The 26,898-nt window shown below is 45.7% G+C and carries 26 protein-coding genes and 1 riboswitch; of the genes, 20 read left to right on the forward strand and 6 right to left on the reverse strand.

Annotation, left to right across the window (positions count from 1 at the left end):
* The first annotated feature begins 23 nt into the window (after positions 1-23).
* The 9 genes from QYB97_RS08235 to QYB97_RS08275 all read left to right on the forward strand — a co-directional run bounded on the left by QYB97_RS08235 (position 24) and on the right by QYB97_RS08275 (position 9,129).
* Complete coding sequence (locus QYB97_RS08235; RefSeq protein ID WP_425589787.1) at positions 24-1,634, forward strand: peptide ABC transporter substrate-binding protein; 1,611 nt, start codon at positions 24-26, stop codon at positions 1,632-1,634.
* Positions 1,635-1,700: 66 nt separating this feature from the next.
* Positions 1,701-2,051, forward strand: a complete 351-nt coding sequence (locus QYB97_RS08240) for a DUF3899 domain-containing protein (RefSeq protein WP_301165505.1) — start codon at positions 1,701-1,703, stop codon at positions 2,049-2,051.
* Between the two features lie 26 nt (positions 2,052-2,077).
* Positions 2,078-4,081: a S9 family peptidase gene (locus QYB97_RS08245; RefSeq protein ID WP_301165506.1), complete on the forward strand. Its 2,004-nt coding sequence runs from the start codon at positions 2,078-2,080 to the stop codon at positions 4,079-4,081.
* Positions 4,053-4,703, forward strand: a complete 651-nt coding sequence (locus QYB97_RS08250) for a pyroglutamyl-peptidase I (RefSeq protein WP_301165507.1) — start codon at positions 4,053-4,055, stop codon at positions 4,701-4,703. Before QYB97_RS08245 ends, QYB97_RS08250 begins: the two co-directional genes overlap by 29 nt.
* The gene (locus QYB97_RS08255) at positions 4,679-5,881 is read left to right on the forward strand and encodes a M20 family metallopeptidase (protein ID WP_301165508.1); all 1,203 of its coding nucleotides are present in this window, start codon (positions 4,679-4,681) and stop codon (positions 5,879-5,881) included. The genes QYB97_RS08250 and QYB97_RS08255 overlap by 25 nt, the downstream gene beginning before the upstream one ends.
* Positions 5,882-6,049: 168 nt before the next feature.
* On the forward strand, positions 6,050-6,892 hold the full coding sequence (locus tag QYB97_RS08260; RefSeq protein ID WP_301165509.1) for an STAS domain-containing protein: 843 nt from the start codon (positions 6,050-6,052) through the stop codon (positions 6,890-6,892).
* Positions 6,893-7,037: 145 nt separating this feature from the next.
* Positions 7,038-7,661 carry a YhbD family protein gene (locus QYB97_RS08265; protein WP_301165510.1) on the forward strand — a complete coding sequence of 208 codons (624 nt, stop codon included), beginning with the start codon at positions 7,038-7,040 and terminating at the stop codon, positions 7,659-7,661.
* A gap of 13 nt (positions 7,662-7,674) precedes the next feature.
* Complete coding sequence (locus QYB97_RS08270) at positions 7,675-8,397, forward strand: bactofilin family protein (RefSeq protein ID WP_301165511.1); 723 nt, start codon at positions 7,675-7,677, stop codon at positions 8,395-8,397.
* A 21-nt stretch (positions 8,398-8,418) separates the two neighbouring features.
* Positions 8,419-9,129 (forward strand): cytoplasmic protein, encoded by a 711-nt coding sequence (locus QYB97_RS08275; protein ID WP_301165512.1) that lies wholly within the window; start codon positions 8,419-8,421, stop codon positions 9,127-9,129.
* A 49-nt stretch (positions 9,130-9,178) separates the two neighbouring features.
* Here the strand turns inward: QYB97_RS08275 and QYB97_RS08280 are convergent, their stop codons facing one another.
* Complete coding sequence (locus QYB97_RS08280; RefSeq protein WP_301165513.1) at positions 9,179-10,018, reverse strand: PP2C family serine/threonine-protein phosphatase; 840 nt, start codon at positions 10,016-10,018, stop codon at positions 9,179-9,181.
* Positions 10,019-10,107: 89 nt separating this feature from the next.
* On the opposite strand from QYB97_RS08280, the gene QYB97_RS08285 reads away from it, so the two are divergent.
* Positions 10,108-10,791: a Dph6-related ATP pyrophosphatase gene (locus QYB97_RS08285; protein WP_301165514.1), complete on the forward strand. Its 684-nt coding sequence runs from the start codon at positions 10,108-10,110 to the stop codon at positions 10,789-10,791.
* Here QYB97_RS08285 and QYB97_RS08290 read toward each other — a convergent pair.
* The 3 genes from QYB97_RS08290 to QYB97_RS08300 form a co-directional block, all read right to left on the reverse strand.
* Positions 10,778-11,014: a hypothetical protein gene (locus tag QYB97_RS08290; protein ID WP_301165515.1), complete on the reverse strand. Its 237-nt coding sequence runs from the start codon at positions 11,012-11,014 to the stop codon at positions 10,778-10,780. The genes QYB97_RS08285 and QYB97_RS08290 overlap by 14 nt on opposite strands.
* 95 nt (positions 11,015-11,109) lie before the next feature.
* On the reverse strand, positions 11,110-11,931 hold the full coding sequence (locus QYB97_RS08295) for a serine/threonine protein kinase (protein ID WP_301165516.1): 822 nt from the start codon (positions 11,929-11,931) through the stop codon (positions 11,110-11,112).
* Between the two features lie 5 nt (positions 11,932-11,936).
* On the reverse strand, positions 11,937-12,125 hold the full coding sequence (locus tag QYB97_RS08300; RefSeq protein ID WP_301165517.1) for a hypothetical protein: 189 nt from the start codon (positions 12,123-12,125) through the stop codon (positions 11,937-11,939).
* A 145-nt stretch (positions 12,126-12,270) separates the two neighbouring features.
* Between QYB97_RS08300 and QYB97_RS08305 the strand changes: the two genes are divergently transcribed.
* Positions 12,271-12,525, forward strand: coding sequence for a DUF3949 domain-containing protein (locus QYB97_RS08305; protein ID WP_301165518.1), 255 nt, complete (start codon positions 12,271-12,273; stop codon positions 12,523-12,525).
* 60 nt (positions 12,526-12,585) lie between these two features.
* A complete protein-coding gene (locus QYB97_RS08310) occupies positions 12,586-13,119 on the forward strand; it encodes a GNAT family N-acetyltransferase (RefSeq protein WP_301165519.1) in 534 nt (177 codons plus the stop codon).
* A gap of 41 nt (positions 13,120-13,160) precedes the next feature.
* Here the strand turns inward: QYB97_RS08310 and QYB97_RS08315 are convergent, their stop codons facing one another.
* On the reverse strand, positions 13,161-14,519 hold the full coding sequence (locus QYB97_RS08315) for an alkaline phosphatase (protein ID WP_301165520.1): 1,359 nt from the start codon (positions 14,517-14,519) through the stop codon (positions 13,161-13,163).
* A 330-nt stretch (positions 14,520-14,849) separates the two neighbouring features.
* Between QYB97_RS08315 and helD the strand changes: the two genes are divergently transcribed.
* Positions 14,850-17,189 (forward strand): RNA polymerase recycling motor HelD, encoded by a 2,340-nt coding sequence (gene helD, locus QYB97_RS08320; protein WP_301165521.1) that lies wholly within the window; start codon positions 14,850-14,852, stop codon positions 17,187-17,189.
* A 71-nt stretch (positions 17,190-17,260) separates the two neighbouring features.
* On the opposite strand, the gene QYB97_RS08325 is transcribed toward helD, so the two are convergent.
* Positions 17,261-17,482 (reverse strand): hypothetical protein, encoded by a 222-nt coding sequence (locus QYB97_RS08325; RefSeq protein WP_301165522.1) that lies wholly within the window; start codon positions 17,480-17,482, stop codon positions 17,261-17,263.
* A 230-nt stretch (positions 17,483-17,712) separates the two neighbouring features.
* On the opposite strand from QYB97_RS08325, the gene QYB97_RS08330 reads away from it, so the two are divergent.
* From QYB97_RS08330 to QYB97_RS08360, 7 genes are all read left to right on the forward strand, one after another.
* A complete protein-coding gene (locus QYB97_RS08330; RefSeq protein WP_301165523.1) occupies positions 17,713-18,345 on the forward strand; it encodes an SDR family oxidoreductase in 633 nt (210 codons plus the stop codon).
* 409 nt (positions 18,346-18,754) lie between these two features.
* The gene (locus tag QYB97_RS08335) at positions 18,755-19,210 is read left to right on the forward strand and encodes a DinB family protein (protein WP_301165524.1); all 456 of its coding nucleotides are present in this window, start codon (positions 18,755-18,757) and stop codon (positions 19,208-19,210) included.
* Positions 19,211-19,657: 447 nt separating this feature from the next.
* Positions 19,658-19,768: riboswitch (TPP riboswitch) on the forward strand.
* Positions 19,769-19,903: 135 nt separating this feature from the next.
* A complete protein-coding gene (gene thiC / locus QYB97_RS08340; RefSeq protein ID WP_301165525.1) occupies positions 19,904-21,652 on the forward strand; it encodes a phosphomethylpyrimidine synthase ThiC in 1,749 nt (582 codons plus the stop codon).
* A gap of 269 nt (positions 21,653-21,921) precedes the next feature.
* Positions 21,922-22,299, forward strand: a complete 378-nt coding sequence (locus tag QYB97_RS08345; protein WP_301165526.1) for a hypothetical protein — start codon at positions 21,922-21,924, stop codon at positions 22,297-22,299.
* A gap of 287 nt (positions 22,300-22,586) precedes the next feature.
* The gene (locus QYB97_RS08350; protein ID WP_301165527.1) at positions 22,587-25,052 is read left to right on the forward strand and encodes a beta-galactosidase; all 2,466 of its coding nucleotides are present in this window, start codon (positions 22,587-22,589) and stop codon (positions 25,050-25,052) included.
* A 22-nt stretch (positions 25,053-25,074) separates the two neighbouring features.
* Entirely contained in the window at positions 25,075-26,121 is a 1,047-nt protein-coding gene (locus tag QYB97_RS08355; protein ID WP_301165528.1) for a Gfo/Idh/MocA family protein, read from the forward strand.
* Positions 26,122-26,133: 12 nt separating this feature from the next.
* On the forward strand, positions 26,134-26,898 hold the full coding sequence (locus QYB97_RS08360; protein WP_301165529.1) for a sugar phosphate isomerase/epimerase family protein: 765 nt from the start codon (positions 26,134-26,136) through the stop codon (positions 26,896-26,898).

The raw sequence follows: 26,898 nt of genomic DNA on the forward strand, positions 1-26,898 counted from the left end.
GGAATAGGAATATGATAAAAGCGATAAAAAAACCGTTTGCCGGATTGCTTGTTTTAATCATGGTTATGTCTGTACTGTCTGCTTGCTCGGGCAACAGCAAAACGTCTTCAACAGAAGGTGTTAAACAAGAAATGACGATGAACGCAGCGAGTGGTGAGCCGCCTTCTTTGGATCCGGCCCTCGCAACGGACACAACTTCAGGATGGATTTTGGACCATTTGTATGAAGGATTGTACATGAAAAACAAGAGCGGCGATTCTGTAAAAGGCCTCGCGAAAGATGTGAAAGTGTCAAAGGATAAGAAGGTATATACGTTCAAACTCAGGGATGATGCAAAATGGTCGGATGGCGACCCGGTAAAAGCACAGGATTTTGAATATGCATGGAAGCACGTGCTTGATCCGAAAACAGGAAGCTCCTTCGCATTTTATATGTATTACATTAAAGGCGCAGAAGCTTATAACAAAGGCAAGGGCTCTGTCGAAGATGTAGGGGTGAAGGCACTTGATGACAAGACCCTTCAGGTTGATCTTGCTGCACCTATCGGTTTTATTGAAAAACTCCTATCGTTCTGGGTCTATTACCCTGTAAAGAAAGAAACAGCCGAAGGAAGCAAAAACTGGGCAGCGGAAGCAAAGGACTATGTTTCCAACGGTCCTTATAAATTAACAGAATGGAAGCATAACCGTTCCGTTGTGATCGAAAAGAACAAGAATTACTACGGTAAAGACGATGTGAAAATGGAAAAGGTTACATGGAAAATGGTGAATGACGCCACAACATATTACCAGATGTACAAATCTGGAGAGCTGGATTTGATCCAAACCCTGCCGTCTGATGTCATCAGCCAGGAAAAGGATAATAAAGAATACAAGGTAACACCGTATTTCGGTACCTACATGTACATGTTTAACGTGGATAAGGAGCCGTTCAACAACCAAAAGGTGCGTGAAGCCTTTAACCTTGCGATTAACCGCAAGATGATTACGGACAAGATTACACAAGCCGGTGAAAAGCCTGCACAGGGATTTGTGCCATACGGAGCTGAAGTCGGCGGCAAGGATTTCAGAAAAGAGAAAGAACAGTATTTCCAGGAAGATGTGAAAAAAGCGAAGCAGCTGATTAAGGAAGCCATGAAAGAAGAAGGCTGGAGCAAGTTCCCTGACACAGAACTGAAGTACAATACTTTGGACAGCAACAAAAAGATTGCTGAGGCTGTTCAGGAAATGCTGAAGAAAAACCTTGGAGTCGATGTAAAGCTGACGAACCAGGAGTGGAAAACCTACCTGGATACAACCAAGCAAAAGAACTTCCAGATGGCGCGCATGGGCTGGATCGGCATCTATGTGGATCCAACACCAATTCTTGATTACTATCTTGGAGACAGCCCGAACAACCGGACAAACTGGGTGAATCCAAAATATGACAAGCTGCTTGCACAGTCCAAAACCGAACAGAACGAACAAAAACGCATGGAGCTGCTTCACCAGGCGGAGGATGTGCTGATGAAGGATCTTCCTTTCATGCCGGTATACTACTACTCTAACAACTACTTAACTTCCAGCAAGTTCAAAGGTGTAGTTTATCCGGTTAACCGCTATCCGTATGTCCGTTGGGCAGAAAAAACAGAATAAATAAAATGGAGGGCCGCCTGCCACTTGGCAGGTTCCTCCTATTTTGTTTCAATGGAGTGATAGGTTATGAAATTTCTGACAGCTGTCCTTTTATCGGCAGGTGCATGGCTCATATATATGAACGCGTGGAAGCTGCATGCGCTGGATGCGGTCAACCAATCTTTTATTCTCGGACTGTGCTTTCTTGCTGCAGGAGCTTCTGCAATTGTTCTCGCCAGCGGTTTTCTTTCACCGCTTAAGCGGACACTGGAGTTTATCCGTATTCGAAAGCAACAAGCCCACTCAGCTGTCGGAGCGGCACAAATGGAGATGGAAGCTTCGCTGGCGGAAAGAAAACCATTCTTTGCCTCGATATTGCTTGGAATAGGAACAGGATTCAGTACGGTATCCATATTCTTGCTTATAATTCAACACTAGAATGATACAGAGAGAAGGAGTAAAACATGAAACAAGGAATAAAGGCAGAAGATTTATACCGATTGCGTTTTGTAAGCGATCCTCAAATTTCCCCGGATGGGGAGAAGGTTGCTTATGTTGTAAAAGTGATCAACCAGGACAAAAACTATGAATCTCATCTCTATATTTGCGGATTAAATTCCGGTGCATCAGTTCGGTGGACGAACGGCCGACATAAAGATTCCAATCCGCGCTGGTCCCCTGACGGTAAGACACTCGCTTTTGTGTCAGACAGGAGCGGAATAAATCAGGTCTGGCTTATCCCATCAGAAGGCGGGGAGGCGGTTCAGCTGACCAGCAGCGTAAAAGGCGCAGGAAGCCCGGTCTGGTCGCCGGATGGAAAGTCTCTCCTGGTGAGCGTGACAGTGGAAGAAGAGAAAGAAGAAGAAAACGCGCTAAAGCCGCTGGAAGTGACACACCTGAAATATAAAGCGGATGGAAAAGGCTTGCTCAACGATGCATACAGCCAGCTTGTGCACATTGATGTGGAAACAAGGGAAGAGACACAGCTGACTTCCGGGGCTTATCAGCATTTTGACGCTGCCTGGTCGCCGGATGGACAAAAGATCGCATACTGCAAGAGCAGGGGCCAGGGAGATGCCATTTCGTATGCATCTGATCTCATTGTTCGTACACTGAATGGAACGGAAACAAAAATTAATCAAGAAACAGGCTCCTTTTCTGATCCAGTCTGGTCAGCAGACGGAGAACACCTGGCGTTTTTGGGGCAAACCTTTGAATATGGCAGCGCAACACTGGGAAATGTTTATAACGCACTGGTGGGGAGCGGGAAGGTTGTTTGCCTGACCAGAGACTTCGATGACCATGCCGGTGATGCGATGGTTGGAGATATTCACTATGGTCATCCTTCGCCAAAGCCAGTCTGGTCAAAAGACGGAAAAGGACTTTATTTTATTGCAAGCTGTGAAGGCAATGCTTCTCTCCATTATGTCACGATGGAAGGAGATGTTTCACAAATTACCCGGCAAAAATGCCATGTGTATGGGTACACCATGGCTGTGGAAAATGATTATGCTGTTTTTGCGGCAAGCTCTCCGACGGTGCCGGGAGATCTGTTTTATGCTTCCCTGTCCAACCTGAGCGAGGAAGTCAGGCTGACGGATGTGAATGAGGAGCTGCTTTCAACTATTTCCCTGTCACAGCCAGAGGAATTTACATTTATTAATGATGAGGGATTTACGGTACAAAGCTGGCTTTTGAAGCCGCCGCACTACACAGAGGGAAACAAGTATCCGATGGTGCTCGAAATTCATGGCGGACCTCACGCCATGTACGGCAATACCTTTTTTCATGAACTGCAGCTCCTGGCTGCTTCGGGCTATGTGGTGCTGTACAGCAATCCGAGAGGGAGCTATGGCTACGGGCAGCAATTTGTGAAAGCGTGTATGGAGGATTACGGAGGCGGTGATTACCGCGATTTAATGGCGGCGGTTAATCATGTGACAGCGCACTGTGATTTTGTGGACCCTGAGCAGCTTGTGGTTACCGGCGGCAGCTACGGAGGGTTTATGACGAACTGGATCGTGGGACAAACATCCCGGTTTAAGGCCGCTGTCACTCAACGGTCCATCTCCAACTGGCTGAGTTTTTACGGCGTCAGCGATATTGGCTATTATTTTACAAAATGGGAGATTGGAAACCATGTATGGGAAGATCCAGACAAGCTGTGGCACCATTCTCCTTTGCGCCTGAGCAGCAAGGTGGAAACTCCGCTTCTCATTTTACACGGGGAAGAAGATTTCCGCTGTCCGATCGAACAGGGTGAGCAGTTGTTTATTGCCTTAAAACAGCAGGGCAAACGCGTTAAATTCGTCAGGTTTCCAAAGTCTGACCATAATCTTTCGAGAAACGGAGACCCGGGCTTGAGGGTGAACCGGCTGCAATATATTGTGAACTGGTTTGATGATCATCTAAAGCCGGACGGACAAGGGGGACGAGCGCATGAAAACATTGCTGCTGACAGGGTTTGAACCTTTTCTGGAGCATCCGTTCAACCCCGCGGAATATATTGTCCGCCAGCTGGACGGAAAACAAATCGGCTCCTATCACATTGCGGGAAAAGTGCTGCCTGTCGACTACAGAAGGTCGGCACATGAACTGATCGGCCACTATGAAGAGCTGCGGCCTGATGCGGTGGTGATGCTTGGTCTTGCGGCAGGGCGAAACCGGATAACGCCAGAGCGGATTGCGATCAATCTTAATGACGGGCCAAACGACAATTTGGGCGAAGAGATGACGGATGTGCCGATTGCGGGCGATGGTCCAGCTGCTTATTTTTCAGCCCTTCCTGTCAGGAAATTTGTAAACGTGTTAAATGAAAGAGGATTTCCTGCTGAATTATCGAATACAGCAGGTGCCTACCTTTGTAATAATGTCATGTACAGTATGCTTCACCATCTGGATAAGGCGGAGCACAGCATTCCTGCAGGTTTTATACATGTTCCTCCGTCAAACGAGCTGGCGGTGGAAGATCGGCGGCTGTCAGGCTGGCCGAAGGAAACCCTGCAAAAGGGCATTGAAATTCTTATTGAAGCCTTGGATCAAAAAATAGCGGGAGATGAACGCACATGGAAAAGCTATACGACAGACTGAAGGAACGATATCCGGAAATGGTGGAAATTCGAAGACATCTTCATGAGCACCCGGAACTTTCGTTTGAGGAAGTGGAAACACCGAAATACATTGCCGCTTATCATGAAAATCTCGGCCACGAAGTTCGCACCGAGGTGGGCGGAAGAGGAGTGGTGGCAGTCCTGCGGGGCGGAAAGCCTGGCAAAACTGTTGCACTCCGGGCAGACTTCGATGCACTTCCGATTCAGGAAGAGAATGATGTAGCGTATAAATCCAAAGTGGACGGTGTCATGCACGCCTGCGGCCATGACGGGCATACGGCTACACTTTTGGTTCTGGCCAAGGTGCTTAATGGTATGAGAGAAGAGCTTGAAGGCAACATTGTGTTTATTCATCAGCATGCCGAGGAGCTTGCTCCCGGAGGGGCGATTGCCATGATTGAAGATGGCTGCCTTGATGGTGTGGATGTCATTTTTGGCACCCATCTTTGGGCGGTTACGCCATATGGCCATGTTCAACACCGCTCAGGTCCTTTTATGGCCGCAGCCGATAAGTTTGATGTGGTGATCCAGGGCAAGGGTGGACATGGAGCCCAGCCTCACCTTACAAAGGATGCGGTTGTAATCGGTTCTCAGCTCGTAATGAATCTGCAGCAGCTGGTTAGCCGGCGGGTAAATCCGCTTGACTCCGCTGTATTGTCCATCGGCCGGTTTGAAGCGGTGAACGCCTTTAACGTGATTGCGGACACAGCCAAAATTACCGGAACTGTACGGACCTTTAAAGAGGATGTGCGGGATTTAATGGAACGGGAAATTGAGAGGGTGGTAAAAGGAACCTGCCTCACAGCTGATGCAGAATATACGCTATCCTATCAGCGGGGCTATCCGCCGGTGGTGAACCATAAGGATGAGACCGATTTTGTTGCGAGGGTGGCCGGTGATGTACCGGGAGTGACCGCCGTAGTAGAATGCGAGCCTGATATGGGCGGAGAGGATTTTGCCTACTACCTTCAGCATGTGAAGGGAACCTTCTTTTACACTGGTGCACAGGACGCAAGCCGTAATGAAATGTATCCTCACCATCATCCAAAGTTCAATATTGATGAGCGTGCCATGCTTGTGGCAGCCAACACCCTTGGAGCAGCTGCGGTAACATTTTTGAAAGAAGCCGTGGCGAAGGAAGAATCAACGGTTCGATAAAAAGTAAAGGCAACAGGAAGCTGGATTGCATCAAGGAGTTTATGATGCATCCAGCTTTTTCATGCTTGCTTTGTAAGCAATCATCGTCTTTAATGAAATTATAGGAATGCTTTTGGGACAAAAGGAATTAGTGACGACTTGTAAAATACAAAGTAAGGAGCATATCCCATGAAAAAGGTATATAAAGATGAAATTACTTCATATATTGTCGGAAACAGAGAAGATTTTCACAGCAAGCTGTTAAGTGAGGCAGACGGAGTGGCTTCCAAAATTAATGAAATTTTGCAGAAGGGCAATATTGATTTGCTCAAGAATGCAGAGAAGCTCGTTCAGTTTGTCGTGGAAAACCGGGAAGAAGAGCTGACTGCTTTTGCCCGTCAGGAAGGCATTGCCTGGGCGGAGCATTCGCTGACACTTCAATTTAAACTAGAATGGGTCCATGCGATTCGCAGAACCGTCTGGCACTATATAAAGGACTACGATGACGAAGTAAATTCCGAGCTTTCCCTTTCGGAATTCAGAAAAATGATTTACCAGATGGAAAAGCAAATCAACGATGGTCTCGACCAATTTATCAATAGTTTTTTTATCAGCTATTCCGAATATAAAGATGAATTGATCAGCTCCCAGCGCAAAACGGTGGAGCATTTATCAGTCCCCATTATTCCGCTCAGCGTTCATGTCGCGGTTCTTCCGCTTATCGGTATTATTGACGTATACCGTATGTATACTATTGAAGAAAAAGTATTAACGGATATCTCCAGGCTGAAGATCAGGACACTCATCCTTGACCTGTCGGGGATTACCGATATGGATATGGAAGTGATCCATCATTTTCAAAAGGTGCTTGATGGCATTTCACTTATGGGATGTAAAGCAGTGATAACCGGTTTGCGCGCTGAACTTGTGAGAAAAATGATCCAGCTTGGTGTGACGTTTGATGATAAAGCAGAAACGAAGGGTACACTGCAGCAAACACTCCCTGAATATTACAAACCCGAACTTTATTAAAATAGGCGTGCATATAAAAACGGCAGGAAGGCTCCTGCTGTTTTTTTTGTTATCTGTAACAAAAATAAGAGAAATACATAAACTGTCTTTACAAACGTAACAGTGTTATGTTACATTAGCATCATAAAAGAAAGGAGCATTTACCTTGAGCAATGAACTGATATCGAAAAAAGACCTGCTGGACCTGACTGGAATCTCTTATGGACAGCTGTACCGCTGGAAAAGGAAAGACCTTATTCCGGAAGAGTGGTTTATCCGAAAATCCACGTTTACAGGTCAGGAAACGTTCTTCCCAAAGGAAAAAGTGCTTGAGCGCATTGACAAGATTCAATCAATGAAGGAGACGCTTTCGCTTGATGAGCTTGCTGAACGGCTGTCGCCCTCATCATCAGCAATGATGGAATTATCGAGAAAGGAATTATTGAAACGAAACATTGTTACGAATGTTTCGCTTGAGCTGTATGCAAAAGAAAACGGTACTGCAGAGGAATTCCAGTTCGAACAGCTTCTCGAACTATTTATTCTGGATAAACTGCTGTCTTCGGGAGATATCAGTCTCGATGAAGGAAGGATGATTCTCCAGGTTTTACAGGAAGGCCGCGGGAGACTCAACAAAAGCAAACATGAACTTTTATTGATTCGCAAGCTGGGTGTGACCTCATGCCTGCTAGTGGCCGGAGCAGAAAATATCATGGTGGACCAGGGGTCGAGAGTGACAGTGATGCTGTCTGTAGAGAGCTGCATAGAAGAGCTGAAAACAAATTTGTAGCGGAGGAAGACATATGAAAAACGGAATGAAAGGGAATCTCATACTCAATGGGTACGGTTCGTCAAATGGCGGACATTTTAATGAAGTTAAGCTGAACGGACGAGGCATAGTGAACGGAGATTTGGAATGTGTCTTGTTCGAATGCAACGGGTCAGGGACGGTGAAAGGTGATTTAAAGATAGACCGTGGAAAGATCAGCGGAAGCGGTAAAATAAAGGGTGGAGTTAACGGAAATGATTTCACCATTGAAGGACATGGTTCGGTGTCTGAAGGAGTAAGTCTGGTAAACAAGATGAATATATCGGGGTCGGGTAAAATCGGCGGAAGCCTTAGAGCGGATGAAATCAAAATAAAGGGTAAGGCGACCATTGCCACAGATTGTGAAACGGAAAGCTTCCAAACGGAAGGCCAATTTGCCATTGGGGGACTGCTTAGTGCCGATCATATTGATGTCAAACTTTATGGTGAGAGTTCGGCTCTGGAAATTGGCGGACAGACAATCAAGATAAAGGGCAAGAAGCGGGGATTTTTTCATTTGTTCAAACCTTTTTTCCCGGCTAAACTGACCGCAGACGTCATTGAGGGCGATGAACTTGAACTTGAAAGCACAAATGCGAAAATTGTCCGAGGGAAAAATGTGACCATAGGGCCTGAATGTGAAATTGATCTGGTGGAATACAAGGAAAGCATTCACCTGGACGATGCCGCGAAAGTTCGGGAGTTTAGAAAAATATAACGATACGAAAGGAGGATGGAAATGTACAAGGCAAATAATTTAATGATGAAAGGTTCCGGTAGTGCAGCAGGCGGCTTGTACAACAAAGTGAAAATTATGGGTGAGGGAACGATCACGGATGATTTGGAATGCAGCCTTTTTAAAACCTATGGATCCAGTGAAGCGTCCGGAAATGTTAAGGGCGGAGATATCGAAATTTTTGGGGAGACTGAAGTGAAAAGGAATGTGCAGGCAAATAACCTGAAGGTGTTTGGAACGCTCTCCATCGGAGAAACAGCGGCAATTGAAATCACGAAAATCCGCGGCTCAGTGGATGTCGCAGGAAAATTCACCGGTAATAAAGTGGATCTTAAAGGAAGCCTGGCGGTGAAAGGTGATTTAGAAGCAGAGGAATTTATCTCAAGCGGTCTTTTTGAGGTGTCCGGCCTGCTGAATGCGGATGTCATCGATGTAAAGCTGAGGTTCAGCACGAGTCGTGTTCAGGAGATGGGGGGACAGACAATCCGTGTGCAAAAGAAAGGGGCATTCCTGCCTTTCGTGAAAAATGAGGGTTTTCTTGAAGCGGGGATCATTGAGGGAGACAGTGTCTTTTTGGAGAATACGACGGCTGATGTGGTGCGCGGAAAATCGGTGCGAATTGGGGCTGGATGCAAGATCAAGCTGGTCGAGTATGATGAAGAGTTTAAAGCTCTGGAAGGATCGTCTGTCAAAGAGCACAGGAAAATGGGTTAAACCAAAAAGGACGCGATGCTGATAACTGGGGCATAGCGTCTCTCATGGTTTATTCCTGCCTGAGTTCAGGGCGAACCCTTCCATTGCTCGGTTCGCTGCCTTCTTCAAAGCAGTCAACTTGCCATCCGATTAACGTGGCGCTGTCACGGCCGCCGTTTTGTTCAACGGCTTTGAGCAAATGGTGTACACCTGCCTGGGGATTTTCGGTCTGCTCAAACACGCGATACACGTTTTTCGCATTCGCATAGCCGGTACCGGGGCACTCGGTCATGCCATCGGTTGCGAGGAGAAAGGTATTTTTGCCTTTTCTTAGTTCCCTGGTGCCAGAACTGAAACAGGGTACAGGTTTTTCAAATGTATTCACTCTGCCGATCCATTCATAAAAGTTCCGCTGGTTTAACTGATATTGATCAAAAGCGGCAAGTTCCGGGTGAAAGAGATAGAGGACGCAGTCCCCGATGGAAAGCCACCATACATAATTCTCTTTGCGGAAAACAAGCAGGCAGGCGGTCTCTCCTTTTACCCTCCGACACTCATCGCGGAACGCTGTACTTTTAAATAATGTAACGATACGGGTTTCAAGTTCTTTAAAACAATGGGGAACAGCCTGATCGATAGCTTCTGCCAACTCTGCTTTAATTCCCTCCAGTCCTTTAACCACAAGTTCTGCACTTTCCGCACTGTAGTGGGCGTCAAGGATGGCGGAAAACTCCCAATCTCCTTTTTCGCAAGCCCAAACCAGGCAGCCATCTTCGTTTTTCTTTGCGCCTGAAAGAGAATGGCCGCCATACCTTCCGAGCGTGATATGATAAAGTTCAGAAATATGAGGACGATCGATAAAAGGCTCCGAGCTTCCGACCCAGTTCAATTCATTCATTATTATTGGCATAATTGGAAAGCCCCTTTATCGGTTTTTAGAAAGTATATACGAATTATGAATAAAAAGGAATGGTTTACCAAGTGAAAGGAGGAAATGGTATGAATAAAAGATGGGTGCTCTCATGGAGCGGTGGAAAGGATGCCTGTATGGTGCTGGATCAATTGACCAGCCAGGGTTATCAGGTAGTTTGCCTGATAACCACCGTACCGAAAGAGATTGGAAGAACGTTCGGACATGGTGAAAGAACAGAGCTCATCCAGGCGCAGGCGGATGCAATCGGCATTCCCCTTGAATGGATATCCTGTTCGTTCGATTCCTATACAGAGGACTTTATATCAAGCTTGCAATCTTTGAAAAATAAATATGAAGTGGACGGCGTGGCTTTTGGCGACCTGTATTTGGACGAGCATAGAGAATGGGGAGAAAACACAGCTGAACAGGCGGGTCTGCTGTCAGGGTTCCCGCTTTGGATGAAAAAAGAAGAGGCGGGCGCTGCCTTAAAAGCCTTTGTTGATTCGGGATACAAAGCAAAGGTGATACGGATTTCAAACCGCAAGCTTGATGAAAACTGGCTGGGGAGAGAAGTGGATGTGTCCTTTTTGAATGAGATTGTGGAAACAGGTATCTGTCCGATGGGAGAAGCGGGGGAATATCACAGCTATGTGTATGATGGACCTCTTTTTCGGTACAAGATCCCGATAGAAAAAGGTGACATTGTGGAACTGGAAACGACGAAAAGGATGGAGCTTATCTTGAGAAAGGATCATTCTAATAAGGGGTAAACCAGCCGGGATAAGTATAGTAGGGATAGGAGTAAAAGGGATATGACACAGAGTAGGACATGTGATAGGGATCTGAATAGTAAGGAAGAGAGTAGGAGGAAGAAAAGGCTGACGGAACAGGCGGATGGGGAGCGGGAGTAAAAGGAACCGCCGGAACGGCAGGTACGGCCGGTACGGCCGGCACGGATACATGACGGCCCGTTGCGTAATTAAAAACCTGCATAACAAACCCTCCAGACATCGACGTTTACCGTAATTTATTCAGCATCTTGATAACGGGTGAAATAAAAAAAGAGAACGAAAAGCCCGTTCTCTAATTTACATGGTTTTGCCAGCTTCTTTAGTAAGATGCATGGAATAAATCTCCGCAATTATTTCTTCGGCAGAACCGAAGCTTTCATCGATTTGCAGCAGGCGCCTTAGCATCTGGTGGACTCCCGGGGATAAAGAAAGCTCTTCCTCCCAGCTGTTTTCCTTTTTCGACTGAGGCTCATAGCCCGAATATAGAAGAAAAAGAAGGAAGTGGCCGAGCGCATAAAAGTCACTTGTTACCGAAACCTCACGCATGAGGTTCCGGTGCTTTTCTGCTGCTTTTCCCCCGGCTTCATCGGAAAGTTTAAAGGCAAGGCCAAAATCTATGATATGAAGCTTCTCACCGGAAGATATAATATTTGGAATCCGAAGATCTCTGTGAATAATGCCTTTTTCATGGATCTTTTGAACAATGCTCACTAGTTGAGTAAAGATGGCCAGGGCATTCTGCTCCGAGTAAACTTTTCCTTCTGAAAAAATAAGATCCTCGAAATTCTTCCCTGCTACATAATCCATAACAAGGAACTGTCCTTTTTCATTTGCTGTATGAGGATGAATAGTAGGAATTTCCGGCAGGGAAAGCTCCTGAAGGATTTGCTTCTCCTTCTCAAAGGATTTTCTTCCTTCCTCTGTCCAGGATTTTGTTCTTCGAAGCTGCTTTACCGCCACGTGGTTTCCGGTAATGAAGTCAGTCGCCCGGTACGTAATCCCATAGCTGCCCATACCGATTACTTCTTCAATGGTATACCTCTGAAAAAGGAGATGGCCTTTTGGCAGTGGCTGGTCTGCGATGAACCGGTAAATGGTTTTTATCCAATGAAAATTCATGTTCTTTAGCTGCTGAAGAATCCACTTTTCCGACGCTTCCCTTTGTAGTAGGAGTGGCCGTGGCTTTTTCCGTAATGATTCTTTCTATGCCCGCTGCTGCTGCTGTATTTTCGATAGGAATGTCTGCGGTGGTCACTGCTGCTGTACCGTCTGTGGCGGCTTCCAAGCAGGGATTTCAGTAGTTTTCTAATCAATTCGATCAGCTCCTTTAGTACCTATACGTGTTCTTTTGGTTTTGGTTTCATTTTTACCCAAATGGGATACTGGCAATCCATGGGGCGGATGGAAATAAGCGATATCCACCAATGAATGCTATAATATGGTAAAGGAGGGGATGATATGATAACGGTTTATTACTTTTTTGGCGGAATCGCCTTGTTGTACTTTTTGGTCATGATTCCTGTACAGTATGCCTATATCTCCGGATTGAAGGAAAGAAGCAAAAGGACGGGGCTGAAACAGCAGGAGATGTATGATGCAATGCCGGTTCAGGAACAGCAGCTTCATTATCATACTCAGGGCAACCTTTTCAATCTTCCGTCGGCTCTTGTGGCAAGCTTGATTTACAAAGTAAAGCACGGAAAGTCTCAGTAGTTGTTTTTGGGGCAGATCCTTGATAGTTTTAAAAAGAGAGAAGAACAGAGGAGGATCAGCTTGGGTACTTTTACTATTGTTAAACCAGAAGTAAGTGAGAATGTAGTCGCCTCTCAGGCTGTGGCAGCAGAGACCGGTGAAATTATGGGGCTCCTTGTCCGGACCGCTCAATGGCTGCAAAGCAAAGGGTCGCTTCAATGGAATGAATTGCTTGAAGGCAAGGATGTCCACGGAATGGCTCAATCGATTACAGACGGTGATGTGTTTGTTTTTAAAAAAGAAGGCCGGGTTGTCGGAGTAGTGATGCTTCCGCAAGATGCCAGAGAATGGGATCTTGATCTGTGGGGAAGTGATCAGCCGGAGGCTATTTATCTGCACCGCCTGGCCATTGACCGTGGTGCTGCAGGGAAGAACCTTGGAAAAGATATTCTGAACTGGGTGACAGAAGGTATTATCTTTGAAGGAAAAACAATGATTCGTTTGGACTGCATTGCCACAAACGAGAGCTTGAACACGTTTTACCGTGAAGCGGGATTTACATACAGAGGTACCAGTGATTCGGGATTTAACATTTACGACAAACCGAAAAAGTAAAAAAGCAGCCGCCGGATTATCCGGAGGCTGCTTTTTAGTGGTTATTTCCCTGTATGGATGACACGGAAAACCTTTTTCGCCTGATCTGTGTTGTTGATTAATCCTGAAAATTTTTCTTTGCCCGGACCGTAGGCATATACGTTCACATCCTCACCGGTATGGCCGGTGGTTGTCCAACCGGTGTTGGAACGAAGGTCGGCAATTTTCTCGATGGCAGCATCGATTTTTGTTACGTCTTTCGTTTTAGATGCTTCCTTCACACTATTGATTTCGTCCTGTGTGAGGTCGAGTTTCACATATTTTTTGAGTGTTGCTTCAACATTGGCACCAGATGCAATGGTTTCAGCGAGAAAATCGGGAGTACGCTTGAATGCTTTTACAGGACCGGTGAACCAGTTATACTTTCCATTTGCTCCGACTGAAATTCCGCCGGTCGCATGGTCGGCTGTAGCGACAACGAGGGTATGCTTGTCCTTTTTGGCGAACTGGACCGCAGCCTGGAACGCTTTTTCAAAATCCTGCATCTCGCTCATCGTGCTTACGACATCATTATCGTGTTCGCCCCAGTCAATCTGGCTTCCTTCCACCATGAGGAAGAAACCGTCTTTATCTTTATCAAGCCGCTTAATGGCGGAATTCGTCATGTCTTTGAGTGAAGGCAGGTCTTGATCGCGGTCAATCATTTTGGGCATTCCGCCTTCAGCAAACAAACCAAGAACCTGTTCGTTCTTGTTGCGGAGCATCTGGTCCTTTGTGGTCACATAGCTGTAGCCGGCATTTTTAAATTCTTTCACCAGATTTCTGTCACTTCGTATGAAGTTGGACGAGCCTCCGCCCAGAAGGACATCGACCTTATGCTTACGGCTGATCTTTTCATCAAAATAATCATTGGCGATTTCATTCATGTTTTTCCGGCTCGGATCATGTGCGCCGAAAGAAGCAGGAGTGGCATGGGCCAGCTCGGATGTGGCAACAAGCCCGGTTGATTTTCCGCGGGCTTTAGCGGCTTCAAGTACTGTTTTTAACTCTTTTTGATCATTGTCCACGGCAATGGCGGCATTGTATGTTTTTTCTCCGGTGGACATAGCTGTGGCAGCTGAAGCGGAGTCGGTGATATTCTCGTCAGGGTCATCGGCATAAGTCATTTGTTTTCCGACAAAATAACGGTCAAACGCCGTTTTTTCCATTTCCATCGTATCCGGATCATCATTCCAATACCTCAGTGCTGTGGTAGCGGAAGGGCCCATCCCGTCCCCGATCATGAAAATAACATTCTTGATTTTGGGTTCTTTCTTGGTGAGGTTCTTTGCTTCACCATGCATTGCCATAGAAACAGCTCCAAGCCCCACAACGGTGCTAAGGGCAATCGGCAGCCACTTTTTAAAGCCATCCTTTTTCAATGTCGATCCCTCCTGTAAAATTTTATATTTTTCTGTCAATTCAAGTATATTCCAACTCTCTGGGTCCCTCAATGGACCATAGGTAACGCATAGAATGTACTACAAGAACAAAAAAGGAGAGGAAGGCATAAAAAAGAGCCGAAATAGACTTCGGCTCTTTGAGTTTCATATGTAAATAAAAGGTTGATTCGATTATAACAGCTGTGCTAAAATAAAGGTTGTGGCTTAGTGTTATGTATTATCATACAACTATCCAAATATATTATACTATGTAAGACTGACTGTTGTCAAGTAATGTAGGCTAAAATTTTTAGATAAAGGAGAGGGGCCATGAACCAGTGGGAAAAAGAATGGCAGACAGAGCAGGAGCGAGTAAATTCTGTTGTTGAGAAGGCTGCTCAAAAGATCCGGCAGCTGGAGGCGCATCTCGGTGGAAAGAAAGAAGACGTAGTTGACATCCGAAAAAATTTCTGGGAAGACGTAACGGTCAATTTAGAAGATGCCGATGAAGCGATAGAGACTGCGGCGAGTATTAAACAGCAGGCCGAACTGCTTTCGGAACTTGAGCGGAGCCACAAAAATGCTGAGGAACAAATGAAAAGCCTGGTGCGCCTGAGCGATTCTCCTTATTTTGGAAGAATCGACTTTAAGGAAAAAAGTGACACTGCATCTCAGCAGATTTACCTTGGCATTGCCTCTTTTTATGATGAAGAAAAAGATGAATTTATGGTTTTTGACTGGCGGGCACCCATTTCAAGTTTGTATTATGATTATTCTCTGGGGACAGCGGAATACGAAGCGCCTGGTGGTGTAATTTCTGGTGAGATGGAGCTGAAGCGTCAATATATTATTCGGAACGCCACCATCAAAAGCATGTTTGATACCGGTGTGACGATTGGTGATGAATTACTTCAGGAAGTACTGAGCCGTCAGGCGAACCCGCAGATGAAAAGCATTGTGGCGACCATCCAGAAAGAGCAGAACCAGATCATTCGGAATACGAAAGGTTCCCTATTGATCGTGCAGGGTGCTGCAGGATGCGGAAAGACCTCTGCTGCCCTGCAGCGGGTGGCCTACCTGTTGTACCGTTACAGGGAAACACTGTCAGCCAACCAAATTGTCCTTTTTTCTCCGAATAATGTATTTAATAGCTACGTTTCCAATGTCCTTCCCGAACTCGGTGAGGAAAATATGATGCAGACAACGTTTCAGCAGTATATTCATCATCATTTGGGAATCTCTTTTCACCTCGAGGATCCGCTGGAACAGATGGAAGCCGTGCTTACGGCGGGAGAGGGTCCGCAGGATCAGACGAGACTGGCCAGTATCCAATATAAGGCTTCTTTGGATTTTATGGATATGATTGAAACGTACATTTCCCGTCTTCGTAAAGAGGGAATGATCTTTAAACCAGTCAAATTCAGGGGAAAAGCATTAATTCCGGCTGAAGAGATCCAGGAAAAGTTTTATTCCTACTCTCCATCCGTCTCGATTCCGAACCGGATGAAGCTGGTTTCCGAATGGCTGGTCCGCGAGGTGCGCAAATTTGAAAAGGCCGAAAGAAATGAACCGTGGGTAGAGGAAAAAATTCAGCTTCTTGATAAGGATGTATACGTGAAGCTGTATCAAAAGCTGCAGAAGAAAAAGCAGTACAGTGATAATACATTTAACGATTTTGAAAGAGAGCAAAAGCTGTTATCCGCTTATGTTGTATCAAGAGCGTTTAAACCGCTGAAGAAAAGAATCAAGGGGTTAACCTTCGTCAATCTAAAAGCGCTCTATATGTCGCTGTTCAAAGAGGATGGCGTAGTTTCTCCTGCAGAAGCACCATCCAAATGGAAGGAAATCCGCCTGCTTACGGCAAAAACCCTCGCCGATGGAGAATTGTATTATGAAGATGCCACCCCGTTTCTTTATCTAAAAGAACGGATAGAGGGTTTTCAAACCAACACGGCTGTACGGCATGTATTCATTGATGAAGCCCAGGATTATTCGCCGTTTCAGTTCGCCTTCATTCAGCGGCTTTTTCCAAGGAGCAAAATGACAGTACTGGGTGATTTGAACCAGTCCATCTATGCGCATTCCACAGGAGACGCTTTCCAAATGATGTACGACCGTTTTGGCAGGGAGAATACCGAACGGATTATTCTGACCAGAAGCTACCGGTCAACAAGACAGATTGTTGAATTCACGAGAGAGCTGCTGGATGAACCGGATAAAGTCATTCCGTTCAACAGGGATGGGGAAAAGCCTGTGCTGAAACAGTTTTCCGCTTCCGGAGAGCACAGCCGTGCGGTTGCAGAAACGATTAAACAACTGCAAAACGAGCAAGTTAAAACGATTGCCGTCATTTGCAAAACTGAGCAGGAGTGTAAAGAGGCTCATGAAGCATTGAAGGGTCAGGCAGAAGCAGAATTAATGCTGAAGGAATCGTCCTCGTTTAAACAAGGGACATTGATCATACCATCCTATCTTGCGAAAGGCATTGAGTTTGACGCTGTTCTTGTCTATGATGCTTCAAAAGAAGTATATGGAAAAGATAGCGAACGAAAATTGTTTTATACCGTTTGCACCCGTGCGATGCATGAACTCCATCTTTTTGCCAAAGGAGAACTTTCACCGTTTTTTGACCGCATTCCTTCTGATACCTTTCTCGCTGAAATTAAATAATCACTTTGTCGAAGCTTGCCGAATGGGCAAGCTTTTATTTTCGGACAAAAAAACACACCCAAATGGGTGTGTTAATTGGCGGCTAGCACTTTATAGCCAATTCCCTCTAACTCGTGAATGTCCTCTTTGCTTGTTACACAAACAGAATCATCGTTAATTCTGCAAACAACTGCCTCATTTTCATGACAATTCTGCAGCGCGCCTACCACTGAATCGTATTCTTTACCTTGTATCTCTTTTTGTCCAACTGACCAGGAACGCTGCCGGCTTACATGATTGACTAACGAAACCATGACGGGACCACCTCCGTATTGGTTTATATAAGAGTAATACCACAATTTTAGCATTTTACTCCTGTACAGGCAAAAAGAAATTTAATTGTAACAATTTATCTTTTTATGGCGAAAATTCAGTTATTTTGCAAGCGGGCAAAAACTGTAGTGAGAGGAAGCAAAAGCGGAATAGGGAAAGGTTTAAGAGGGTATGAAAAGGTAATAGATAGAGCAGAAGGGAGTTTTGTAAAATGAAAGTAGCAGTTGCAGGTGCAAACGGAACAACCGGCAGGCTGATTCTGCAGGAATTAGCCGGTGCGGGACACGAAGCAAAAGCAATTATACGAAAAAAGGAACAGGCGTCCGAACTCGAACAGCTGGGGGCCGAAACGGTGCTTGCCGATCTGGAGGGAGATCTTTCAGAAGCCGTCAGAGGGTGCGATGCCGTCATATTTGCCGCAGGTTCGGGTTCTAAAACAGGTCCGGATAAAACCGAGGCGGTTGACCGGGACGGAGCCATCAAGCTGATGGAAGAAGCGGAAAAGCAGCAGGTAAAGCGGTTTATCATGTTAAGCAGCATGGGTGCCGGAAGTCCTGAAAAAGGCCCGGAAGAAATGCAGCATTACTTGAGGATGAAGGGTGAAGCAGATGACCGGCTGGAATCCAGCAGGCTTCATTATACCATCGTGAGGCCGGGAGCCCTGACAAATGATGAAGGAACCGGAGAAATTAAAATAGGCGAGCAGCTGGGCCGCGGAAGCATCCCGCGTGCAGATGTCGCAAAGGTCATCGTTCAGTCACTGGATCTCGAGAATGCCAATCACAAAATCTTTGAAATCCTTGAAGGCGATCAGCCAGTGGCGGACGCCCTTAAATCTTTATAAATAAAAGAATGAAGAAGTGGCTGTCCTGAAAGTCGAAAATTGACCTTCAGGCAGCCTCTTCTTGCATAAAAAGCCTCCATGAAAAGTTGATTGTAGTGGAAGGCGCTAGATCCTAGAAAATGAACACCACATTTTCTTCGTGCGATGAAAAGCTGCCGAAGCCTTCCTTGTCCTGTGGGCTTAGCGTGACAGGTGAGACTAGGTAGGTGCTTGCGCCAAAAGGTAGGCGTTCACGCCGGCAAGGCTCACCGCACGCCCCACGGAAAGCGAGCGGCCAGGAACGTAAATCAAAGGCTTTCAAACTTCTTGGAGAGCCTCTTTTATTCATTTGAGACCTTCTGCACTGCATTTCCAGGATGTTTTCTGGTAGGGTAGGAGTTGAAGTTTTCTTTGAAGGGAGAATAAAAGAATGAATCAAGAACTTTACAGACAATTTGAAATGACAAGGGGATTTTTCTTAAGAAGCATCAGCAAGATCACACCAGATCTGGTTGATATTCAGCCGCAGGGGTATAACAACACTATACATTGGCACATCGGACACGTGTTAACCGTAACCGAGCAATTTTTGTTTGGTAAATCCTTTGCTTTGCCCGGAAACTATGTCGAACTCTTCGGCAATGGTTCAAAGCCGGCTGACTGGCAGGGAGATGTTCCATCCATCGAGGAATTAATTCCCCAGCTTGAGGAGCAGCTTCTTCGCATTAAAGAAATTCCGGAAGAGGTCCTTGAGCAAAAACTCGAAAAGCCGTTCATTGGATTGGAAACGTTCCGGGAACTCGCTAACATGTCTCTTTTTCATGAATCCAACCATTTGGGCCAGCTGCATTCCATGGAATTATTGCTCGAACGAACACAGCATTAAAAATAACCCGGAGGAACCTGTTTTTAGGGTTCTCCGGGTTATTTATATTCAACACAAAAAGCAGAAAGTCACAGAGGTTTTATGTTTTATGTAAGGTCATTCACTGCATGAATTTAAATCAGGAGTGAATGACTGAATGTAAAAAATCGATATCATCTTTAATTTTTTCTTTAACCGAGTGATCCCGACACCGTATATATTCGCCAGTGAGCGTAGCGATTTCTTTCATAAACAAAACAACCTCTGTATGTTTTAGCATGCGATCTCCCTGCCTTAAATTATAATGGTTAGTTCTTCTACTTCATTCTTTCCTCTTTTTTCGCCAAATTAAACCATGTTCTGCTGTTTTTTTAAAAGTTTTCAGAAAAAGGTGTACATCCGCCTGTGTCAAAAGACGGATTGCAGAAAATTTTGAGAGATGCTATGATGACATGGAAAATAAAATATATTTTCTGCTAGGGGAGCCCGTAGACGGGCTGAGAGAGGGGAGAACGATCCCTTTGACCCTTTGAACCTGATCTGGGTTATACCAGCGTAGGAAAGTAGGAGTCGAAGGTATACGGTGTGTTTGTATTTTCTTTGTCTATCCTGCCGGGTTCTATTTATTAGAACCCGGCTTTTTTAATTTTACCGGCTGCTTTCGTCATTCCCCGCTGCGTGTAGCTCCGACTATTTACAAGAGGAGGAAGTGGCATGACAGTACAGAACGAAAAAAAGATATCAGTGAAATCGCAATTTCCAAACAGTGAGAAAATCTACCAGGAGGGCTCCCGTACCGATATCAGAGTGCCCATGAGAATGGTGAACCTGAGTACCACCAGACTTTCTGGAGGGGAAGAGGAGAACCCGCCGGTACTTCTTTATGATACGAGCGGACCTTACACCGATCCGCTTTATACATCAAATGTAGAAAAAGGACTTCCGGCTTTAAGGGAGCCATGGATTCAGGAAAGAAAAGATACCCAAGAATATGCAGGAAGGGATGTGAAACCCGAAGACAATGGATATAACGAAAGAAATGACCGTTATTTCCCGGTTGCTGCAAGAAAACCGAGGCGTGCGGGAAAAGCTGAAAATGTAACGCAGATGCATTACGCAAAAAATGGCATGATTACACCTGAAATGGAATTTATCGCGATCAGAGAAGGATTTGAGCCTGAATTTGTACGCAATGAGGTGGCCTCTGGCAGGGCGATTATTCCGGCCAACATCAACCATCCTGAATTGGAGCCCATGATTATCGGCCGCAATTTCCATGTGAAGATCAATGCCAATATTGGGAATTCAGCAGTAACCTCATCCATTGATGAAGAAGTTGAAAAAATGACCTGGGCGACCTATTGGGGAGCAGACACCATCATGGATTTGTCCACCGGAAAAGACATCCATACGACCAGGGAATGGATCATCAGAAATTCACCGGTACCTGTTGGGACAGTCCCGATTTATCAAGCGCTTGAGAAAGTGAAGGGCATTGCAGAGGATTTATCCTGGGAGGTGTACAAAGATACGTTGATTGAACAGGCAGAACAAGGTGTGGACTATTTTACGATTCACGCCGGCGTTTTGCTCCGGTATGTTCCATTAACCATCAACCGGGTGACCGGCATCGTATCACGGGGCGGATCCATTCTTGCCCAGTGGTGCCTGGCTCACCATGAGGAAAATTTCCTGTATACGCATTTCGAGGAAATTTGCGAAATCTGCAAACAGTACGATATCTCCATCTCGCTTGGTGATGGCTTGCGTCCGGGGTCGATTGCCGATGCGAACGATGAAGCACAGTTTGCCGAGCTTGAAACGCTGGGAGAACTGACGAAGGTCGCCTGGAAGCATGACGTGCAGGTCATGATTGAAGGACCAGGGCATGTGCCGATGCATCAGATTAAGGAAAATGTGGACAAGCAAATGGAGATCTGCCATGAAGCGCCTTTCTATACACTCGGGCCGTTAACGACAGATATTGCCCCGGGGTATGATCACATCACATCGGGCATTGGAGCGGCGATGATCGGCTGGTTTGGTACGGCCATGCTTTGCTATGTGACCCCGAAGGAACATCTGGGATTGCCTAATAAAGATGATGTGCGCGAAGGGGTAATTACTTATAAAATCGCAGCACATGCGGCTGATTTGGCCAAAAGCCACCCGGGAGCGATGGAACGTGACAACGCTTTGTCCAAGGCACGTTTTGAATTCAGGTGGGAGGATCAGTTCAATTTGTCGCTTGATCCGGACCGCGCAAGAGAATATCATGATGAAACCCTGCCGGCACAAGGAGCAAAAACAGCCCATTTCTGTTCCATGTGCGGACCGAAGTTCTGCTCCATGCGGATTTCGCATGATCTTAGAAACATGCCGGAGCTGAAAGAGGAAGCCGAGAACCAAATGAAGAAAAAAGCAAAAGAGTTTCAGGAACAGGGCTCTAATCTGTATTTATGAAAAAGATTGAGGAGCTGGCCGAACGAGTGCGGTTCCTGGAAAAACAACTGAAGGAAATACAGTCCCAATGTTCTCACGTTTTCTTTGAAACTTCCGAATCGGACAAGCGTACCTGTGTAAAGTGCCGTTACATTGAAACAATTTATTGCCGTTTTCCTCAAAGGCAGCCCTGAACTTGAAGATGTATGCATATTTCTGGCGTTCGGCACTAAACTAAACATAGGATGTTCATTTTGAACTAAATCGCAAGTATAAACGGAGGATTCGGTATGAATAACTGGCTGCAGCAAGCCGTAAGCTGGACAGAGCAAAGGCTGGGACAAGCTTCTGAGGGATTCAGAGAAATTTTCAACAAGATCAAGCAGGAATCGTCAATGAGTGTGGATGATCTTGCCACGTTTATTATGCTTCACCCGGAAACGATAAAAAATCGGAGGGAATTGCTTGGTCTTACATTTGCCACCTACAGGCTTAAAATGGGAGAAACAGACCTGGTTTTGGAGGCAAAAGAGAATTCCATGCCCAACATACTCGAATGCATGGTAATGGAGAGGAATCAGGTGGTTTCCCATTATCGTTCCTACGATAAAAAGAACAAGAAGATTATGGCTGTACCGGATGACATTAAAAATTATCATAGTCGCTAAAGGAGAACCGTCTGCTGAGAAGTGCAGACGGTTTTTTAGCGAGTTTTATAAGACTTATGAGAATATTTTAAAAAGTACTTGTAAGAAAAGAAGAATCATATTAAGATTATATCGAAACGTTTCACTTTTTAGCCCTCCTATTTTTAATCATCCAGAAGACTTATCAGCTCAACAATGTAAGCGATTCCAATTAAAACAGCATAAAACCTTATTTTTTTACACTGTTTCGAAACGTTTCTATTAGTGATAGAAAGTTTTGGGAACAGAGGGAATTTGGAGGATACGATATGATCGAAATCAAAGAAAAACAAATATGGATTGACGGCTCTCCCCAGATCATTATGTGTGGAGAAATTCATTATTACAGACTGGACAGGGGCGATTGGCAGGACCGGATCAACAAACTCAAGCAGGCGGGATGCAATGCAGTGGCTGCGTACGTTCCGTGGATTTGCCACGAGCCGGTTGAAGGTGAACTTGATGTAACGGGAAAAACCCGGCCCGAGCTTGATATCGGCGGATTTATTGATTTATGCAAAGAAAACGGTCTTTACTTTTTTGTACGTCCGGGGCCATTTATCATGGCGGAGATGAAAAATGAAGGTATTCCTTTTTGGGTTTACAAAAAGCATCCAGAAATCATTCCGGTGACATGGGATGGCCGGGATATCCAAACAATGACCATTGATTACCTTGCTCCTTCCTTTTTACAGGAAACACGCAAATGGTATGAAAAAATCATGAGTGTCATCGAACCAAGGCTGATTCAGAATGAAGGCAATGTCATCGCCGTGCAGCTTGACAATGAAATCGGCATGCTTTCATGGGTCAGCAATTCACCGGACCTTACCGATCAGCTGATTGACCATTTTTGTCAATACCTTGAGAATCGTTACAGCAATGAGGAGCTCAACTTGCGCTATCCCTTTTCTCTTGCTTTCTCCAAGGAGCGAAACGAACAAATCAGGTCACCGAAAGAAGCTTATAGCGCAGAGTTAATGAAGGATCTGGGTTATTACATGAGGCACCGGTTTTCACAGTATGTTGCCACACTTCGTAATTACGCAGAAGAGTTCGGAGTCAAGGATATTCCGTTTGTCGTCAATATCCATGGAACAAGCGGGGGCCGGGGATTCACGTATCCGATAGGCATCAGCCAGCTGTACGAATCCTATACTCAGGATGAAGGCTACCTGTCAGGTTCTGATATTTACTTTGGAGACCTGAACATGACAACGTTTCAGGATCTCTATTTGATCAATGGCTTTATGGATGCAGTCCACCGGGAAGAACAGCCGCTAACCTCTGTTGAGTTCAATTGCGGCGACGGGAATTTTGGAAGTACATACAGCGACCGGTATGACCCATCTGCTGTGGATTTTAAAATCCGCATGTGCATTGCGCAAGGAAACAGGCTGATCAACTACTATCTGTTTACAGGCGGACGCAATTACAGAATGGATCAGGAACTGAAGGATGGAAATGACCGGATTGCCTTTACCGGTGAACGACATGGATTTGCAGCACCGGTAAGCCCTGAAGGAGAACTGAACTATACGTACGGTCGGATGGCGAGAGTGACAAAAACGGTCATGGCCTCATCTGAAAAGCTCGCAGAAATGGTGGAGGAACATGACGGGGTATCATTCGGCTTTATCCCTGATTATTACATGACCGAATCCTTCCATCCAAACAGCGGCAGGATGAAAGAAATCATTAAGAATCTCGAAGATTACCGTTCAGGCGGAGGATGGGAAATCATGGCACGGGCCATGCTTTTGGCTGGCTACAGATTTGGTTCGTCGGATATTCAAAACAAATCCATTGACCCAGAAACAACACCCGTTTTAGTCTTGCCGTCTGCTGCCTATATGGCAGCAGCTGTCCAACAAAAGCTGGCCCGTTTTGTTCAGGACGGAGGTGGCCTGCTGATTTATGGTGAAGTTCCCTCTATGGATATGGAAGGTCAGCACTGTTCCATTTTAGCCGATGCCCTTGGCGCCGAACTGCTTGAAAATGTAAAAGAAGAACAGCATTATTATTTGTCTGTTGTCGCCAAAGGCTGGGCAGCACCCCGTCCGGAGGTAAGAGCATATCGTGCCCAAACATACAGGCTGAGCGGCGGAGAACCTATCCTTACTGTTTACGGAACGAATGAAGTGTGCGGATTTGAAACAAACGCCGGCAGAGGCAAAGCGATCGTCATTGGATCATCTTACAGCTGTGATATCCCGCTGTTTACAGAAGCGCTCGAGCGGCTAGGAGCCAGCGCAAGCCTGATTCATGACTTCAAGGATCATGGTATCTTCATGACATCGACGATTAACAAGGCCGATGAGCGTTTCTACCATCTGCTGAATCTTGACGGTTTTGATAAAGAACTGCATCTGTACCAAAACGGCGAAGCTCTTTTTGGGGGCAAAACGCTCTTGCTGCAAAGCAAAGACGGTTTGATGCTGCCGGTGAATATGATGCTGAAAAATGGCATGAAGATTCTATATTCAACAGCAGAAATCAAGGAGATTAAAGATGCTGCCGTGGAATTCCGGCTGACACAAAAGGAAGATGTTATTGTTTTTGAAGGAACTCCTGAACTCCTGCCGTCATCGGATTTTGCTGTTGTACAAGAAGGAAACCAAACGATCATTACGTCAAAAAAACATGCCAAGGTAGATGACCATTTGGAAGTGAAGACTGTGCCAGGTTCAAACATGATCGATCATCAAAGGAATGCGGCAGTACAAAAAAATTAAACTTAATTTGGGGGAATCAGATATGGGGAAATTGAAAATTGGTGTAATTGGCTGTGGAACGATCGCAAAATTCAGGCACTTGCCGGAATATGACGCAAACCCGGAAGTGGAGCTCATTGCGGTTTGTGACCTTGTATCAGAAAGAGCAGAGGCCTATGGTGAGCAGTACGGTGCACAGGCGTTTACCGACTATCAGGAATTGCTGAAAGTGGAAGAGTTGGATGCAGTCAGTGTTTGCCTGCCAAACTATCTTCATGCACCCGTAACAATTGATGCGCTGAATGCCGGCAAGCACGTGCTGTGCGAGAAGCCAATGGCCACTTCAAGGGAAGAAGCGGAGCAGATGATCGAAGCAGCCGTACAAAACGGGAAAAAGCTGATGATCGGCCACAACCAGCGCTTTGTTGCCGCCCACAAAAAAGCGAAAGAACTGATTTCCTCCGGTGCTATCGGAAGAATTTACAGCTTCCGAACGGCGTTTGGACATGCAGGACCGGAAGGCTGGAGCGTGGATGGAAGGAACAGCTGGTTTTTCAGAAAGAGTGAAGCGTTTATTGGGGCAATGGGAGACCTTGGTGTTCATAAGACAGACCTGGTGCGATTTTTGCTTGGAGAAGAAATCAGTGAGGTGGGTTCTTTTGTTGAAACGCTTGCAAAGGAAGATACCGACATTGATGACAACGCGGTCTGCATTTTAAAATCTGAAAGCGGCATCATCGGAACGCTTGCTGCCAGCTGGTCGTATCATCATGCCGACAACTCTACCATCATTTATGGAGAAAAAGGAATACTGCGCCTCGAAGAAGACCCGGAGTTTTCATTGATCGCACAATATACAAATGGTGAAGTGGTTAAATATGAACTCGATAAAATACAAACCAACGATTCAGGCGGCCAGCACAGCTCCCATGTCATCGACGCCTTTGTCAGCAGTGTTGTAAACAATGAAGAACCACCAGTGAACGGAGAAGAAGGCATGAAGTCATTGAATGTAGTCCTTGCCGCACTTGAATCCAGCGAAACAAAAGCGATTGTAAAAACAAAAGAAACGACAGCATTGCTTCAATAAGGAGGAAACGATATGCAAAGGAAAGCCTTACAGCTTTATACGATTAAAGAACTTTGTGAGAAAGACTTTATCGGAACACTGAAAAACGTGGCACAGTGGGGATATGAGGGAGCACAGTTTGCCGGATTTTACGATACACCAGCCAGCCAGCTCAAAAACACGCTGTCTGAACTGGGATTAAAGCCGGCGGGCAGCCATACCGGACTGGACCAGCTAAAAGATGATGAACTCAAGCGGCAGATCGAATACAGTCACGAAATCGGGAACGAGCTTATTATTCTGGCTTATTTGACAGAAGAGAACAGACGAAACCTGGACGATTATAAACGGGTGGCGGACACACTGAACAAGGCAGGAGACCTTTTGAAATCCGAGGGAATGAAGGTCGGATACCATAATCATGACTTTGAATTTGAAAAGCAGGATGCGCTTACCGGATATGAGGTTCTCTTGTCAGAGACCGATCCGTCTCTTGTATCATTTGAGCTGGATGTGTATTGGGCTGCCTACAAAGGCTATGACGTTGTTCAGTTTATGGAAACCCTTCGTAACCGCCTCGTTACACTCCATGTCAAAGACATGGCAGTAAAAGGAGCGGAGCGGAAAAGCACGATTTTCGGTACAGGAGAACTCGATCTTGCGTCGATTGTCTCAAAAGGAAAAGAGATGGACGTATCCTGGTTCGTTGTTGAGCAGGAGCATTTTGAAACTGATCTGGAGACGGCGGCGAAGGAAAATGTGATCGTTCTTCAAGACCTTTTAAAACAGAAAGTGTGA

Origin of the sequence: Fictibacillus fluitans (genome assembly GCF_030418125.1) — a bacterium.
Classification (GTDB): Bacteria; Bacillota; Bacilli; order Bacillales; family Fictibacillaceae; genus Fictibacillus_C; species Fictibacillus_C fluitans.

What these genes read in the sequence shown, in the direction of transcription:
- QYB97_RS08305 (WP_301165518.1), top strand. Translation starts at nt 12,271, where the DNA reads ATGATAACGGTTTATTACTTTTTTGGCGGAATCGCCTTGTTGTACTTT.
- QYB97_RS08295 (WP_301165516.1), bottom strand. Translation starts at nt 11,931, where the DNA reads ATGAATTTTCATTGGATAAAAACCATTTACCGGTTCATCGCAGACCAG.
- thiC (WP_301165525.1), top strand. Translation starts at nt 19,904, where the DNA reads ATGACAGTACAGAACGAAAAAAAGATATCAGTGAAATCGCAATTTCCA.
- QYB97_RS08330 (WP_301165523.1), top strand. Translation starts at nt 17,713, where the DNA reads ATGAAAGTAGCAGTTGCAGGTGCAAACGGAACAACCGGCAGGCTGATT.
- QYB97_RS08285 (WP_301165514.1), top strand. Translation starts at nt 10,108, where the DNA reads ATGAATAAAAGATGGGTGCTCTCATGGAGCGGTGGAAAGGATGCCTGT.
- QYB97_RS08275 (WP_301165512.1), top strand. Translation starts at nt 8,419, where the DNA reads ATGTACAAGGCAAATAATTTAATGATGAAAGGTTCCGGTAGTGCAGCA.
- QYB97_RS08325 (WP_301165522.1), bottom strand. Translation starts at nt 17,482, where the DNA reads ATGGTTTCGTTAGTCAATCATGTAAGCCGGCAGCGTTCCTGGTCAGTT.
- QYB97_RS08245 (WP_301165506.1), top strand. Translation starts at nt 2,078, where the DNA reads ATGAAACAAGGAATAAAGGCAGAAGATTTATACCGATTGCGTTTTGTA.
- QYB97_RS08260 (WP_301165509.1), top strand. Translation starts at nt 6,050, where the DNA reads ATGAAAAAGGTATATAAAGATGAAATTACTTCATATATTGTCGGAAAC.
- QYB97_RS08350 (WP_301165527.1), top strand. Translation starts at nt 22,587, where the DNA reads ATGATCGAAATCAAAGAAAAACAAATATGGATTGACGGCTCTCCCCAG.
- QYB97_RS08255 (WP_301165508.1), top strand. Translation starts at nt 4,679, where the DNA reads ATGGAAAAGCTATACGACAGACTGAAGGAACGATATCCGGAAATGGTG.
- QYB97_RS08270 (WP_301165511.1), top strand. Translation starts at nt 7,675, where the DNA reads ATGAAAAACGGAATGAAAGGGAATCTCATACTCAATGGGTACGGTTCG.
- QYB97_RS08290 (WP_301165515.1), bottom strand. Translation starts at nt 11,014, where the DNA reads ATGCAGGTTTTTAATTACGCAACGGGCCGTCATGTATCCGTGCCGGCC.
- QYB97_RS08240 (WP_301165505.1), top strand. Translation starts at nt 1,701, where the DNA reads ATGAAATTTCTGACAGCTGTCCTTTTATCGGCAGGTGCATGGCTCATA.
- QYB97_RS08335 (WP_301165524.1), top strand. Translation starts at nt 18,755, where the DNA reads ATGAATCAAGAACTTTACAGACAATTTGAAATGACAAGGGGATTTTTC.
- QYB97_RS08250 (WP_301165507.1), top strand. Translation starts at nt 4,053, where the DNA reads ATGAAAACATTGCTGCTGACAGGGTTTGAACCTTTTCTGGAGCATCCG.
- QYB97_RS08355 (WP_301165528.1), top strand. Translation starts at nt 25,075, where the DNA reads ATGGGGAAATTGAAAATTGGTGTAATTGGCTGTGGAACGATCGCAAAA.
- QYB97_RS08280 (WP_301165513.1), bottom strand. Translation starts at nt 10,018, where the DNA reads ATGCCAATAATAATGAATGAATTGAACTGGGTCGGAAGCTCGGAGCCT.
- QYB97_RS08360 (WP_301165529.1), top strand. Translation starts at nt 26,134, where the DNA reads ATGCAAAGGAAAGCCTTACAGCTTTATACGATTAAAGAACTTTGTGAG.
- helD (WP_301165521.1), top strand. Translation starts at nt 14,850, where the DNA reads ATGAACCAGTGGGAAAAAGAATGGCAGACAGAGCAGGAGCGAGTAAAT.
- QYB97_RS08345 (WP_301165526.1), top strand. Translation starts at nt 21,922, where the DNA reads ATGAATAACTGGCTGCAGCAAGCCGTAAGCTGGACAGAGCAAAGGCTG.